14 protein-coding genes are annotated in these 13,979 nt (G+C 73.9%); all 14 read right to left on the reverse strand.

Going from position 1 to position 13,979, the window contains the following annotated elements:
* Nucleotides 1-51: 51 nt before the first annotated feature.
* A complete protein-coding gene (locus AC0B9F_RS05045; RefSeq protein ID WP_471998817.1) occupies nucleotides 52-1,053 on the reverse strand; it encodes a glycoside hydrolase family 6 protein in 1,002 nt (333 codons plus the stop codon).
* A gap of 94 nt (nucleotides 1,054-1,147) precedes the next feature.
* Nucleotides 1,148-1,813, reverse strand: a complete 666-nt coding sequence (locus AC0B9F_RS05050) for a class F sortase (RefSeq protein WP_471998818.1) — start codon at nucleotides 1,811-1,813, stop codon at nucleotides 1,148-1,150.
* Between the two features lie 2 nt (nucleotides 1,814-1,815).
* On the reverse strand, nucleotides 1,816-2,415 hold the full coding sequence (locus AC0B9F_RS05055) for a hypothetical protein (protein WP_471998819.1): 600 nt from the start codon (nucleotides 2,413-2,415) through the stop codon (nucleotides 1,816-1,818).
* A 138-nt stretch (nucleotides 2,416-2,553) separates the two neighbouring features.
* Complete coding sequence (locus tag AC0B9F_RS05060; RefSeq protein WP_471998820.1) at nucleotides 2,554-3,333, reverse strand: HAD-IIA family hydrolase; 780 nt, start codon at nucleotides 3,331-3,333, stop codon at nucleotides 2,554-2,556.
* An 80-nt stretch (nucleotides 3,334-3,413) separates the two neighbouring features.
* The gene (locus AC0B9F_RS05065) at nucleotides 3,414-4,907 is read right to left on the reverse strand and encodes an alkaline phosphatase family protein (RefSeq protein WP_471998821.1); all 1,494 of its coding nucleotides are present in this window, start codon (nucleotides 4,905-4,907) and stop codon (nucleotides 3,414-3,416) included.
* 172 nt (nucleotides 4,908-5,079) lie between these two features.
* Nucleotides 5,080-6,144 carry a 2-aminoethylphosphonate ABC transporter substrate-binding protein gene (locus AC0B9F_RS05070; RefSeq protein WP_471998822.1) on the reverse strand — a complete coding sequence of 355 codons (1,065 nt, stop codon included), beginning with the start codon at nucleotides 6,142-6,144 and terminating at the stop codon, nucleotides 5,080-5,082.
* Between the two features lie 40 nt (nucleotides 6,145-6,184).
* Nucleotides 6,185-6,982: an ABC transporter permease gene (locus tag AC0B9F_RS05075; RefSeq protein WP_471998823.1), complete on the reverse strand. Its 798-nt coding sequence runs from the start codon at nucleotides 6,980-6,982 to the stop codon at nucleotides 6,185-6,187.
* Entirely contained in the window at nucleotides 6,969-7,847 is an 879-nt protein-coding gene (locus AC0B9F_RS05080) for a 2-aminoethylphosphonate ABC transporter permease subunit (protein WP_471998824.1), read from the reverse strand. Before AC0B9F_RS05080 ends, AC0B9F_RS05075 begins: the two co-directional genes overlap by 14 nt.
* Nucleotides 7,840-8,892, reverse strand: coding sequence for an ABC transporter ATP-binding protein (locus tag AC0B9F_RS05085; protein ID WP_471998825.1), 1,053 nt, complete (start codon nucleotides 8,890-8,892; stop codon nucleotides 7,840-7,842). The genes AC0B9F_RS05080 and AC0B9F_RS05085 overlap by 8 nt, the downstream gene beginning before the upstream one ends.
* Nucleotides 8,889-9,614 (reverse strand): HAD family hydrolase, encoded by a 726-nt coding sequence (locus AC0B9F_RS05090; RefSeq protein ID WP_471998826.1) that lies wholly within the window; start codon nucleotides 9,612-9,614, stop codon nucleotides 8,889-8,891. Before AC0B9F_RS05090 ends, AC0B9F_RS05085 begins: the two co-directional genes overlap by 4 nt.
* Nucleotides 9,615-9,619: 5 nt before the next feature.
* On the reverse strand, nucleotides 9,620-10,744 hold the full coding sequence (locus tag AC0B9F_RS05095; protein WP_471998827.1) for a TIGR03364 family FAD-dependent oxidoreductase: 1,125 nt from the start codon (nucleotides 10,742-10,744) through the stop codon (nucleotides 9,620-9,622).
* A 131-nt stretch (nucleotides 10,745-10,875) separates the two neighbouring features.
* Entirely contained in the window at nucleotides 10,876-11,631 is a 756-nt protein-coding gene (locus AC0B9F_RS05100; RefSeq protein WP_471998828.1) for a GntR family transcriptional regulator, read from the reverse strand.
* A 138-nt stretch (nucleotides 11,632-11,769) separates the two neighbouring features.
* A complete protein-coding gene (locus tag AC0B9F_RS05105; RefSeq protein ID WP_471998829.1) occupies nucleotides 11,770-12,621 on the reverse strand; it encodes a hypothetical protein in 852 nt (283 codons plus the stop codon).
* A 179-nt stretch (nucleotides 12,622-12,800) separates the two neighbouring features.
* Nucleotides 12,801-13,937 carry an ROK family transcriptional regulator gene (locus AC0B9F_RS05110; RefSeq protein ID WP_471998830.1) on the reverse strand — a complete coding sequence of 379 codons (1,137 nt, stop codon included), beginning with the start codon at nucleotides 13,935-13,937 and terminating at the stop codon, nucleotides 12,801-12,803.
* Between the last annotated feature and the right edge of the window lie 42 nt (nucleotides 13,938-13,979).

Raw genomic sequence — 13,979 nt, forward strand, 5'->3', positions numbered from 1 at the left:
AGGACGACGGGGCGCCCCCCTCCCGGGGGCGCCCCGTCCTTACGTCGTGGGCTACTTGGACGCCTTGGCGAGCTTCAGGGCGTAGTCCGCCCACCACTCGCCCGCCTTCGGGCCGCCCTTGCACTCGCCGTCGGACTCGCCGGGGCGCTTCACCCACAGGTAGGCGTCGACCAGCGGGTCGGCGGTCTTCGTCGTCGGCGGCTCGCCCAGCGCCCGGCCCGGCGGGTTGCACCAGCGCTCTTCGGCCTCGCCGCCGGTGTAGGGGCCGTTGCCGTTGCGGCTGGTGTCGATGACGAAGTGCTTGCCGCCGGCCTTCGCCGACAGCTGCCTGCCGTAGGCGATCGAGTCCTTGGTGGAGTAGAAGTTGGACACGTTGACCGCGAAGCCGTCGGCCTGGTCGACGCCCGCCCACTTCAGCGGCTCGGCGACCTGGTCGGGGTGGCCCCAGCCGGCGTTGCCCGCGTCCAGGTACACCTTGGTGTTCTTCAGCGACTTCAGCCTGGCGATCGCGCCCTTGAGCAGGTCGTAGCGCTCCTCGTGGAACTCGTCCGGGGTGCACCCGTCCACCAGGTGCAGCACGGCGTCCGGTTCCAGGATGACCGTGGCCGGGCGGTCGCCGATGCCCTTCGCCACGCCGTCGATCCAGGCGCGGTAGGTGTCTCCGTCGGCGGCGCCGCCCTGCGAGTACTGGCCGCAGTCGCGGTGCGGGATGTCGTACAGCACGAGCAGCGCGGTGCGGCCGGCCTTGTCGGCGGCCTCGGTGAAGCCGCGCGCCTCCGCCTCGGGGTTCTCCGGGCCGATCCACTCGCCGGTCGGCTGCTCGGCGATCTTGCGGATCTCGTCGGCCTCGGACTGCTTGCCGTCCTTGAGGTAGGCCGCGACCTGCCGGGCCGCGGTGCCGTCCGGATCGACCCAGAACGGGTCGGCCTCCTTCGGCTGCTGGGTGATGCCGGCGCCCGGCGCGCCGTCCTTGCCGTCACCGCTCCCGGAGGAACATCCGGCGATCAGCAGCGCCGCCCCCAGCGCTGCCGCCACCCCCCTCTTGCGGTCCATCCAACTCCCCCTCGGGTGGCCTGTCTCGGGGCTCAATCCTGGCATACGACGCGCGACGCCCACGAGGTCGTCCCGCCGGACCGCCGGCGGGCTGTCACAGCCGGGTGCCGGTCAGATAGGCGGACACGATCACGTTGGCCGTGTAGCTGCGGCTCGCCCGGTCGAAGGTGCCGCCGCAGGTGATCAGCCGCAGCTCCGCGCGTCCCGGCTGCCGGGGGCCGTAGGCGCGGTGGGCGTCGAAGTGGTCGCGGGGCAGCACCTCGACGTCATCGACGGTGAACTCCGCGACATGCCCGTCGGCCCGCACGACGCGGACCGTGCGGCCCGGCCTGAGCGTGCTGAGCTTGTAGAAGACAGCCGGTTTGGTCTCGGTGTCGACATGGCCCACCATCAGCGCGGTCCCGGCCGCGCCCGGCGCCGCCCCGCCCGCGTACCAGCCGACCACGGCCGCCTGGTCGAACGGCGGCGGGTCGATGGCGCCGTCCGCGTCGAGGCCGCGCCCCACGACCGGCGCCTGCACGCCGAGGTCGGGGATGTCGATGCGCTGCGGCGTGGCCCCGCCGAGCGGCCGGGCGGCCGGCGGCAGCTCGGCGAGCGGGGGGCGGCCCGCGGCGGCCATGTCACCGGTGGTCGGCGCGGACATGCCCTGCCGTACGTCGGAGACCTTCATCCCCCACAGCCACAGCCCCAGCAGCAGTACCGCCCAGGCCACGCCCATGACCAGGCGCGCGGTGCCGGAGGAGCGTTCGGTGTCCGCCATGGTCAGTGGGTCCTGCGGCTCCGGCGGGCGGCACCGCGCGCGGCCACGGCGGCCGCGGCGGCACCGGCCAGCACCAGACCCGTCACGGCGTGCGCGAGGCCGGGTGCGTCGGCGTGGGGGTCGGCGGCGGTGAGGCGTGCGGTGCGGCCTGCGGTGAGCCGGGCGGTGCCGCCGCCACCCGCGTGCACGGGGGCGACCGGTGAGGCGGGGGCGGACGCCGGCGGCCGGTGGGCGGGAGGGGTCGTGTGGCCGCCGCGTGCGACGACGGTGACCTTGCCCTGGAGCGTGCGGTCGGCGCAGGTGACCTTGACGTCGTAGGCGCCGGGCGGCGCGGAGGAGCGGACCTTGGTCTCCCCGGCGAGGGTGCCGCCCGCGGCGACGGTGCCGCCCGCGCCGGCCAGCCGGGCGTCGGCGACGAAGGCGGTGGAGACGGCGGTGGCGGTCCGGGCGGTGCAGCCGTGCACGGTCAGCGACACGTCGGCGCCGGGAGCGGGTGAGGAAGGGGACACCGAGACTCCGCCTCCGTCCGCCGCGTACGCGGCCGGGGTGAGCGCGGCGAGCACGGCAGCACCCGCGCAGACCGTGACCTTCAGTGAGCCCATCGTGTACCTCCAGATAACTGGAGGCTCCCCGTCCGGGACCGCCCCCGCATCCGCAGGGGCGCCGATATTGCTCCGTCCGGGTGAGGTTCACGCCGCTCCGGGGCGGTGGGGGCCGCCCCGGGCCGGCGACGGGCTCGGTCAGACCAGGTCGACGAGGTCCGCGATGGAGTCCACGACGTGCGAGGGGCGGTAGGGGAAGTTCTCCACCTGGAGGGTCGTGGTCAGACCGGTGAGCACCAGGAAGGTCTGCATCCCGGCCTCCATGCCGGCCAGCACGTCGGTGTCCATCCGGTCGCCGATCATCGCGCTCGTCTCGGAGTGCGCGCCGATGGCGTTCAGACCGGTGCGCATCATCAGCGGGTTCGGCTTGCCCGCGAAGTACGGCTGCTTGCCGGTCGCCTTCGTGATCAGCGCGGCCACCGCACCGGTCGCCGGCAGCGGGCCCTCGGTGGAGGGACCCGTCTCGTCGGGGTTGGTGCAGATGAACCGGGCCCCGTCGTTGATCAGCCGGACCGCCTTGGTCATCGCCTCGAAGGAGTAGGTGCGGGTCTCGCCGAGGACGACGTAGTCGGGCTCGTGGTCGGTGAGGATGTAGCCGATGTCGTGCAGCGCGGTGGTCAGTCCGGCCTCGCCGATGACGTACGCCGAACCGCCCGGACGCTGGTCGTCGAGGAACTTCGCGGTGGCCAGCGCCGAGGTCCAGATGTTCTCGATCGGCACGTCCAGGCCCATGCGGGTCAGGCGGGCGTGCAGGTCGCGCGGCGTGTACATGGAGTTGTTGGTCAGCACCAGGAACGGTTTGCCGGACTCGCGCAGCTTCTTCAGGAAGGCGTCGGCGCCGGGGATCGGCACTCCCTCGTGGATCAGGACGCCGTCCATGTCGGTGAGCCACGACTCGATGGGCTTGCGGTCTGCCATGTGCTGCGTCTCCTGGCGTACGTACGGTCCTACACGGGCTGGGGCGCCGGAACCACGCCGTACCGACGCCCCCAGCCTAGTCAGAGCTGCCTGATCTGTACCCCGTCGATCACCCAGTACCAGTTGTTGCCCCCGGTGTAGCGGAAGCGGACGCGGGCCGAGGTGGCGCCGGACGGGATCTGGAGGGCGACGGTCTCGGTGCGGGAGGGCACGTCCGCGGTGTACGTCCTGACGCTCACCGGGGTGCCGCCGTCGTAGGAGACGAGGACCTCGCCCTTCTGCGGGGCCTCGTGCCGGTAGAACGTCGTGTACGTGAGGGTGGCGGTGCGGCCGCCGGTGACCGGGTACGCCGGGCTGATCAGGGTGGAGTCGAAGGCGCCGGTGACGGCCTTGTCGCTCCACTCGTCGCCGTCGGCGACCGCGAAGACGCCCCGGGCGCGGACGTTGCACTCGCGGTTCTGGTCGCGCTGGGCCTGGGTCCAGAACTCGTCGGTGGTGAAGGACCAGCCACGCCACTCGGTGACCCCGCCGCCGCCCATCGCGGAGTTGTCGACCGTCCAGCCCGGCGGCGGGGTGTGCGTGAAGCCGGCCAGCGCGGCCGGGATGCCGGTCTCGTCGGCCCGGGTCCGCAACTGCCCGTACAGGACGTCGAAGTCGTCCGGGGAGGGCTGCTGCACGGGGCGGCCGTCCAGGTCCCAGGCGGGGTCGACGGCGATGCCGAGGTGGGCGAGCGCGGAGGCGGCGACGTCCGGCATCTTCACGTCGTGGCGGACCGAACCGGGCGCGAGGGCCGGGCCGGTGGCGATGAGGAACGTCTGGCGTTCCTGGAGCGTGGAGCCGCCGTGGCCGCCGGCGTCGGTGTGCCCGTGATCGGCGGTGACCATGACCAGCCAGTCCTCGTCGGCGTACGCCGGGCGGCCCTTGAGCGCGGCGATCATCTGGCCGACCTGCGCGTCCGCGGTGTGGATGGCGTCCAGGTACTGCTGCGAGGCCGCGCCGTAGCTGTGGCCCGCGTGGTCGATGCCGTCGAGCTGCACGAACATCGCGTCCGGGGCGCCGCCTCGCAGCCGGTCGACCGCGCGGGCGGTGGTGCCGGTGTCGTACTCGGCGCTGGGCGTGGACACGCGGGTGTCGACCTTCGCCGAGAAGACGGTGTCGGTGAGCGGCGCCCAGGAGGAGACGGCGTACGTCGACAGTTCGGGGCGGGCCGTCTCCACCCGGGTGAGGAAGTCGGGGTACCGGTCGAAGCGGTTGCCGGTGAAGGCGTTGTCCTTGACGTTGTGCTTGTCGGGCCAGACGCCGGTGATCAGCGTGGACCAGCCGGGGCCGGACAGGGTGGGCGCGAGCGGGTCGGCGTAGATGCTGCTCGGCGCGGTGAGGCCGGCCGCCATGAGGGCGTCCAGGTTCGGCGCGTCGGCGTCCTTGATACGGCTGAGCAGGGCACCGTCCAGGCCGATGACCAGCACCTTCGGGGTGCGGGCCACGGCACGGGCGACGGCGGCGAGGGGGCCGGCGGTCGCCGCGAGGGCCACGGCGGAGACGAGGAGGGTACGGCGGGACAGGCGGTGCGACACGTGGTCCTCCGGAGGTCGGGAGCGGGTCTGCGGGCGGGCGGAGGGGCGAGCGGGCCAGCGGGCCAGCGCCCCCGCACCGCCCCCGGTGGTGCCAGGGGCGGTGCGGGGGCGGTGCGGGGGGTGTGTGGTTTGTGGTGGGGTGCCGTGGCCGTGGCCGTGGTCAGCGCCGTGGTCAGCTTCCGGTCGCGGACTTCCAGTCGTCGACGTACGACGTGAGGTTCTTGTCGATGTCGGTCCAGTCCGGCTCGAAGACCTGGACGCCGTCCATCAGCTTGGCCAGCGCGATGGCGTTGGCGTCGGTGGCCTTGACGTCGGTGCGGGCGCTGAAGCCGCCGCCGATCTCGCTGACCTGCTGCTGGGCGGCCCGGCCGAGCATGAAGTCGAGCAGTTTCCGGCCGTTCTCGCTGTGCGGCGCCTTGGTGACCAGGCCGGCCGCGTACGGCAGCGCGAAGGTCGTGGCCTTGCCGTCCTTGCCTGCCGGGAACCAGATGCCGAGGTGGGGCATGGTCTTGGACTGGGCGTAGTTCATCTGCACATCGCCGTTGGCGACGAGGAGTTCGCCCTTGTCGACCTTCGGTGCGAGCTTGCCGGTGGAGGCGGACGGGCCGACGTTGTTGGCCTGGAGCTTGCCCAGGTAGTCCAGGGCGGGCTGCTTGCCGCCGAAGTCGTGGATCGCCTTGATCAGGACGGCGGTGCCGTCACCGGCGACGCCCGGGGTGGAGTACTGGAGCTTGTTCTTGTACCGGCCGTCCAGCAGTTCCTGCCAGGTCTTGGGGGCCTGCGGAAGCTGCTTGTTGTTGTAGACGAAGCCGAAGTAGTTGTTGACGACCGCCGTCCAGGTGCCGTCGGCGGCCTTGTCGGCGCCGCTGACCTGCTCGGCGCCCTTCGGGGCGTACTTCTGCAGCAGGCCCTTGCTGTCGGCCTGCTGGATGAACGGCGGCAGGGTGACCAGCACGTCGGCCTGCGGGTTGCTCTTCTCGCGGACGGCGCGCTGCACCATCTCGCCCGAGCCGCCCTCGACGTACTTGACCTTGATGCCGGTCTGCTTCTCGAAGTCCTTGAAGACGCGGTCGTACCAGCCGTCGCCGTTCTCGCCCTTCAGTCCGTCGGCGCTGTAGACGGTGACGGCCTTCTCGTCGGCGGCGGCGGAGGAGCCGCCGCAGGCGGTGAGCAGCGGGGCGGTGAGGAGCAGGGCGCCGGTGAGGGCGGTGGCGGCCGTGCGGGTGTGTGCGGACATGGCGAGGTGAACTCCTGGCGTTCGAGGGGCTGTACGGCGGTCAGCGGTAGGAGGCCCGGGTGCGGATGCGGGAGACGGCGAACAGCACGAGCAGCGTCGCCGCCATGAGGACCACCGCGACGGCGGACCCGGCGAACAGGGCGCCGCGGTCGGTGGCCGCGTAGATCAGGACGGGCAGCGGGGTCCAGTCGGGCGGGTAGAGCATCATCGTGGCGCTCAGCTCGCCCATCGACAGGGCGAAGCACAGGCCGGCCGCGGCGGTCAGCGAGGGCAGCAGCAGCGGCAGCCGCACCCGCCACAGCACGCGGGCGGGGCTCGCGCCGAGGGAGGCGGCGGCCTGTTCGTAGGCCGGGTCCAGGCGGCGGATCGCGGCGGACACCGACTGGTGGGCGAAGGCGGTGACCAGCACGGTGTGGGCGAGGATCACGATCCAGCGGGTGCCGTTGAGCAGCAGCGGCGGCTTGGAGAAGGCGACCAGGACGGACAGGCCGACGACGACGGAGGGCACGGCGACGGGCAGCACGAACAGGGCGTCCATCAGCCGCCGCTGGCGCCGCCCCAGCGCCGCCGCGGCCAGCGCCGCCCAGGTCCCGACGGCGAGTGCGAGCGCGCTCGCGGCGAGCGCGGTGAGCAGGCTGGTGGTGAGCGCCTGGAGGGCGTCGCCGCGGGTGGCGGCGCGGTAGTGGGCGACGGTCGGGCCGGAGGGCAGGACGCTCGACCAGTGGGTGGCGAAGGACGCGCCGAGGACGACGAGGAGGGGCAGCGCGAACAGGGGCAGGAAGAGCAGCGCGAAGAGCGCCCAGATCGCCCGCTTGGCGCCGCGGCTATGCACCAGCACGACGGCTCACCACCCGGTACAGGCCGTACAGGCCCACGGAGAGAACGACGTTGACGACGGCGACCACGCACGCGCCCGGGTAGTCGGACTCCAGGATCGCCTTGCCGTAGACGAGGGTCGGCAGGGTGGTGACGCCCTTGGCGCCGGTGAACAGCACGATGCCGAACTCGTTGAGGCACAGCACCAGGACGAGGCTGCCGCCGGCGGCGAGCGCGGGCAGCGCCTCCGGCAGGATGATCCGCCGCACGATGCGGGGGGCGCGGGCGCCGAGTGAACTGGCCGCCTCCAGCTGGGCGGTGTCGAGCTGCGTGAACGCGGCGAGCAGCGGCCGCATCACGAACGGGGTGAAGTAGGTGACCTCCGCGAGCAGTACGCCCCACGGTGTGGTCAGGAACGCGAAGGGGCCCTCGGCGGCGCCGGTGAGGTCCGTCCACAGCCCGTTGGCCATGCCCACGCTGCCGTAGACGAACAGCAGCGCGAGGGTGATGAGGAAGGACGGGAAGGACAGGAAGACGTCGATGAACCGGGCGACGGCCTTCGCGCCGGGGAACGGCACGAACGCGATGACCAGCGCCAGCAGGAAGCCGAGCACCAGGCACCCGGCGGTCGCGGCGACGGCCAGCCACACCGTCGTCCACAGCGCCTGGCGGAACGCGGTGGAGGCGAGGACGTCGGCGTACGGCTTCAGCGAGGTGGAGCCGGTGTCGGGCTGGAAGGACTGCCGGACGACGAGGGCGAGGGGGTAGAGGAAGAAGACGGCGAGCAGGGCGACGGGGGGCAGCGCCCACAGCGGGCGGCGGTCGCGCGGCGCCCGGGCGCGCTTCGTCGCCGGGGCCGCGAGCGGTATCTCCAGGGACCTACTCATCGCCCACCCCGGCGGCCAGCAGCGTCGCGTCGTGCGGAGCGAAGTGCACGGTGACCTGTTCGCCGTGCGCGGGCGGGTCCTTCAGCTCGCGCAGGTCGGCCATGATGCGGTGGCCACCCACCTCGACGTACAGCCGGTGGGTGGCGCCGCGCCACTGGAGGTCGGTGACCGTGCCGGTGAGCGGGTTGGGGCCGTCGCCGAGGCCGACGAGGTGGGGGCGCACGCACAAGGTGGCCTTCGCCCCGGTCGTCGCCTCGCCGGTGACGACCTCGATCGGCGCGTCCCCGAGGCGGACGCCGTCGCCGGTGACGGTCACCGGCAGCAGGTTCGCGTTGCCGACGAAGGACGCGGTGAACGCGTTCGCGGGCGCCCGGTACAGCTCGCGCGGTGTCCCGCAGGCCTGGAGGCGGGCCTGGTCCATCACGGCGATCCGGTCGGCGAGGGTGAGGGCCTCGACCTGGTCGTGCGTGACGTACAGGATCGACACGTCGGGCAGTTCGCGGTGCAGCCGGGCCAGTTCGGTCAGCATCCCCGAGCGCAGCCGGGCGTCGAGCGCGGACAGCGGCTCGTCCAGCAGCAGCACGGAGGGGCGGATCGCGAGGGCGCGGGCGATGGCGACGCGCTGCTGCTGGCCGCCGGACAGCTCCCGCGGGTGGCGGTGGGCGTAGCCGGTCATGCCGACCATCTCCAGCGCCTCGGCGACCCGGGTGCGGATCTCGGCCAGGTCCGCCTTGCGGGCCTTGAGTCCGAAGGCGACGTTGTCCTCGACCCGCAGGTGCGGGAACAGCGCGTAGCTCTGCACGACCATGCCGATGCCCCGCCGGTGCGGTGGCAGGTCGGTGACGTCCCGGCCGCCGAGGTGCACGCGCCCGGCGGCGGGCCGCACGAACCCGGCGACCGCCCGCAGCGCGGTGGTCTTGCCGGATCCGGACGGTCCGAGCAGCGCCATGACCTCGCCGCTTTCCACGGTGAGGTCGAAGGAGTCGAGGACGACGTGGCCGTCGTAGGCGACGGTGACGTTCTCGAAGCGGATGCCGCTGGTCATCCGAGCACTCCCGGCAACTCGCCGACGGACGGCAGGACATGGGTGGCGCCGGCCCGGCGCAGCTCGGGTTCGCGGTGTGCGCCGGTGAGCACACCGGCCACCAGGCCCGCCCCGGCCCGCACGCCGCTGAGCATGTCGTAGGAGGTGTCGCCGACGACGGCGACCTGACGGACGTCGTCCGCGGCCTTCGTGCGCAGGAACGCCTCCAGCACCATGTCGGGATACGGCCGCCCGCGCCCGCCGGCGTCGGCCGGGCACAGGGTGAGTTCCACCAGGTCGCGCCAGCCGAGCGCGCCGAGGATGGCGTCCTGGGTGACGCGGGCGAAGCCGGTGGTCAGCACGACGGTGCGGCCGGCGGCCCGGAGCTGTTCGACGGCCTCGCGGGCGCCGGGCACGGGGGCGATGCGGCCGTCGCCGACGAGGTCGCCGTACGCCTTCTCGAAGGCGGTGTTGGCGCGCTGGGCGAGATCCTCGGCGCCGAACAGGTGCCGGAAGACGGAGATCTTCGACTCGCCCATGGTGGCGCGCACATGGGCGAGCTGGTGGGCGTGGTCCCCGCTGCCGGGCTCCACGCCCAGCTCGGCGGCGGCCGCCGCGAAGGCCTCCTCGACGAGGCCGCCGTCGGCGACGGTCGTGCCGGCCATGTCGAGGACGACGAGGCGGGTGTCGGGGGCGACGGGGCGGGTGTCGGGGGCGACGGGGCGGGTGTCGGGGGTCGTCATACGGTTCACCACTTCAGTTCGTTCGCGGTGGTCTCGGCTATCGCGGGCGAGCAGGTCATGCCGCGCCCGCCGGGCCCGGTGACCAGCCACACCCCCTCGCGCACCTGCTCGCGGTGCACGACCTTGCGCGGGTCGGTGCACTGCGCGTACACCCCGGCCCAGCGGCGCCGGATCCTCGGCAGCGCCCGGCCCAGCAGGGACTCGACGACACCGGTGAGGTGCTCGTAGGGGTCCTCGAGCGTGTCGAAGGCGAAGGGGTGCTCGTACTCGTGCGTGTCGCCGATGGTCAGCCCGCCGTCGGCGCGCTGCACCATCAGCAGCTGCATCTTGTGCGCGGCGGCGGTCTCCGCCTGCGGCCGGCGGGCGTTGAGGTCGTCCAGGGCGGGCGAGGCGTACGCCGGGTAGTAGCGGAAGCTGTCGGCGTCGGCGACCGAGGTGGTCAGGGGCTCGCCGAGCGGGTCGGTCTGCATCATCTGCAGCCGCACCCGGCGCACGGGCAGGTCCCCTCCGGTCAGTTCGCGCACCAGGCCGCCGAGCCAGGCGCCGGTGGCCAGGATGACGACGTCGGCGCGGTGCACGTCGCCGTGGTCGTCGCGCACGGCCCTCTCGCCGATCACCTCGCGGACCTCGCGGCCCGGCAGGAAGGTGTAGCGCGGGGACTTCGCCAGCTCGGCGCGCAGGGCGAGCTGCGCGGTGCGCGGCTCCACGGCGGCGTCGCGCTCGCAGTACAGGGCGGCGTCGAACGCTCCGCGCAGAGCGGGGTTCAGCGCGCGGGCCTCGTCCGGGGTGAGCAGCTTGTACCCGCGGTCGGGGGCGTCCTCGCGGGCCACCGCGGCCTCGGCGACGGCGACTTCGAGGTCGCCGCGGACCGGGGTCAGCGAGCCGTTGGGACGAAAGCCCAGCCCGGGCACCCGCGCGCCGATCTCCTGCCACAGCTCGCGCGCCCGCAGGGCCGTCCGGAGTTCCTCACCCCCCGCTCGGCCACTGACCCAGATCTGGCCGAAGTTGCGCAGGGAGGCGCCGCGCGCCTCGCTCTCGCGCTCGATCTGTACGACCTCATGGCCGCGCTGGACTGCTTGCCAGGCATGCATGGTCCCGACCACGCCGCCTCCGACGACTGTCACTCTCACGCCGGTCACGCTCCTCTCGCCCGGGGAACCGGAAGGGTCCGGATACCAACGGGAGCGTGAACGCGCCATCACGTTTGGGCTAGACCCGTTATCTCTTCGTGATCATAGGAGCGAGTGCGGGGCGACTGTTTTCAGCCGCGCAGATGGGTCGTGAAGGAGAACCGGTCCCCCCGGTACAGGCTGCGCACCCGCTCCAGCGGCCTGCCCTCGGCGTCCCGGGAGACCCGGTGGATCAGCAGCATCGGCAGCGCGGGCGGGGTGCCGATGAGCAGCGCCTCGCGCGGGGTGGCCAGCACCGTCTCGATGCGCTCGTCGGCGTCGCCGAACGCGATGCCGCGGCCCTGGAGGTAGCCGTAGAAGGAGGAGTCCGGCTCGAAGCCGGTGTCCAGGTCGGGCACCCGCGCCACGGCGACGTAGGTGCTCTCCAGGCCGACCCGTTCGTCGTCGGCGAGCAGCACCCGCTCCAGGTGCCACACGGGCTCGCCGCGCGTCAGCCCCGTCTCGGCGGCGAGGGCCTGCGGGCACGGGAAGCGGTCCAGGGTGACGAGGGCACGGCCGGGGGTACGGCCCTGACGGCGCACGCCCTCCGTGTAACTGGCCAGGGACAGCGGCTGCTCCAGCTTGGGCCCCGCGACGACGGTGCCGCGCCCCTGCCGGCGCAGCTTGCCCTCCAGCACCAGCTCGCGCAGCGCCTGCCGGACGGTCTCGCGGGCCACGTCGTAGCGCTCGGCGAGGTCGCGCTCGGTGGGGATGACGCCGCCCTCGCCGAGTTCGGCGACGAGGCCGTCGACGCGGGCCTTGACCGCGTAGTACTTCGGGATGCGCCCGTGCTCCGGGATGCCGGAGCGGACGGGGGCGCCGGGGGCCTGGTCGTTGGGGTAGTCCACGCGAGGATCGTCGCAGACGGGGCGGCCCCGCCCGGCGGCGCCTCCGCCCCCCGCCCGGCGGCGCCTCCGTCCCAGTCAGCGGCGCCCCCGCCCCCGGTCAGCGGTGCCTCCGCCCCCCTCAGCGGTCCTCCGTCACCGTCAGCGGCGTCTGCGCAGCGCCAGCAGCGCGGCGCCGCCCAGCAGCAGGGCGACGGTGGCGGCGAGCGCGCCGTCGGCGATGCCGGTACGGGCGAGTTCGTCGGCGGCGAGCGCGCCGGTCGGGGCGGGCGAGGGGGCCGGAGTGGGCGCGGGGGTGGGCCTGGCGGTGGCGGGGGTGCGGGCGGGGCCGGGCGGTGTGCCGCCGGGGTCGGTGCCGGCGTCCCGGCTCGGTGGGGGCGCGGAGGCGTTCCGTACGGCGAAGCGGTAGTCGTTGGACTGGCCCACCCAGTCGCCGTCGTCGTTGTGCCGGCGTACGACCGCGGCCTCGGCGGTGACCTCGTTGGGTACGGCGTCGGCGGTGAACGCCAGCCGCACGCGCACGGTGAGGGTGCGGCGCGGCCCGACGCTGAACCCCGGGAAGTCGTCCGTCTCCCCGAACGCGCCGACCAGTTCGTCCTCGTCGGTCGTCTCGAACCGGACGCCACGGGTGCGGGTGCCGTCGTCGAACTCCAGCCGCGGCTGGGCCGCCGTCAGGGCACGCCGCTCGTCGACCAGGACGACGACCGGGTGGACGGCGGTGCAGGTGCCCCGGGTGGTGTTCGTCAGGTCCAGATACCAGACGCCGTACCCGCCACCGGCGTCGTACGCCGCGGGACCGCCGCGGATCCGGGCCTTCAGCGGGAAGTCACGGGAGCCGGACCCGGCCTCGCAGGCGGGGTCGGCGGCGGGGGCGGGGGCGGCGGCGAGCGTGGGGGTGGCGTGCGCCGGGGGCGTGAGGGCCGGTAACGGAAGCAGGGGCAGCAGCGTGGCGGCTGCCGCCGCGGGGACACGGGTGAGCCGGAACAGTCGCATGATCACATGAGTGTGAGGGGGTGGCCGGGGGCGGCGGAGGAGGCGTACCGAGCAGGCCCCTCGAACGGCGGACGGGAGTCATCCGACCGTCGGCACGAGCAACGGCCACCCAGCCGCTGGGGCCCGCGTCCCGCCCCAAGACGACCCGCCCCTACGCGTCCGCCCCTACGCGTCCGGCCCTACGCATCCCGTCGCCCGAACACCGGCCCCAGTACCAGCTGCCCCGCGCCCGACGCGACCCCCCATTCCCCGCCCCCGGCGATCCGCACGGGGACCGCGCCGCCGGGCGTGCCCTCGCGGACCGCCCGTTCCTGGAGGACCGCCGCCACCCCGCGTACGAAGGTCTCCGGGGCCCGCGCGACGACCCGGCCGCCGAGCAGCACCCCGTCGATGTCGAGCAGCCCGACGAGATTGGCCGCGCCGGCGCCGAGCACCCGCGCGGCCTCCGCCGTCTCCCCGCGCCGTACCGCTCCCAGGCACAGCACCTCGATGCAGCCGCGGTCGCCGCACCCGCACACCGGACCGTCCAGCTGGATCACCTGGTGCCCGAACTCCCCCGCCCCGGTCCGCGCCCCCCGGTGCACGGCCCCGCCGACGACCAGTCCGGCGCCCAGTCCCGTGCCCAGGTGGAGGTAGGCGAAGGAGCCGCCCTCCCCGGCGACGGCGAGGCCGAGCGCGGCGGCGTTGGTGTCCTTGTCGACGACGACCGGCAGGCCGAGGCGCCCGGCGAGCGCGTCCCGCAGCGGGAAACCGTCCCACTCGGGAAAACCGGTCACCCGGTGCAGCACGCCCCGCACATGGTCGAGCGGCCCGGGCAGCGCGACGCCCACGCCCAGCACCGATCCGTCCGCAACGGAACCGGTGAGCGGCCGTACCGCCCGCTCCACGCCGTCCAGCACGGCCGCGGCCCCCGCCCCGAGGTCCAGCGGCGCCCGCTCCTGCCCGACGACCGCGCCGGTGAGGTCGACCAGCACCGCCCGCAGCTCGTCGCGGTCCAGGTGCACTCCGATGGCGTACCCGGCGTCCGGCACGAGCCGCAGCACCGTGCGCGGCTTGCCGCCGGTGGACGCCCGGCGCCCCGCCTCGGTGGCCAGCCCCCGCTCCCGCAGCCGTGCGGTGATCTTGCTGACGGCCTGCGGGGTCAGCCCGGTGCGCTCGGCGAGTTCCAGCCGGCTGATGCCCCCGGCGCCGGCCGTGCGCAGCAGCTCCAGCACGAGCGCGGTGTTGTGGCTGCGCAGGCCCAGCAGATTGACGCCCCCGCCGATCGCGCCGCCGTCGCCGTTGATTGCACCGTTCGTACCGCTCACAGCCCCCATTGTCCCTGCCGCTTGCACTTTGGCAACAGCGTTGCGAAAGTG

Source organism: Streptomyces sp. NPDC097129 (assembly GCF_055668065.1).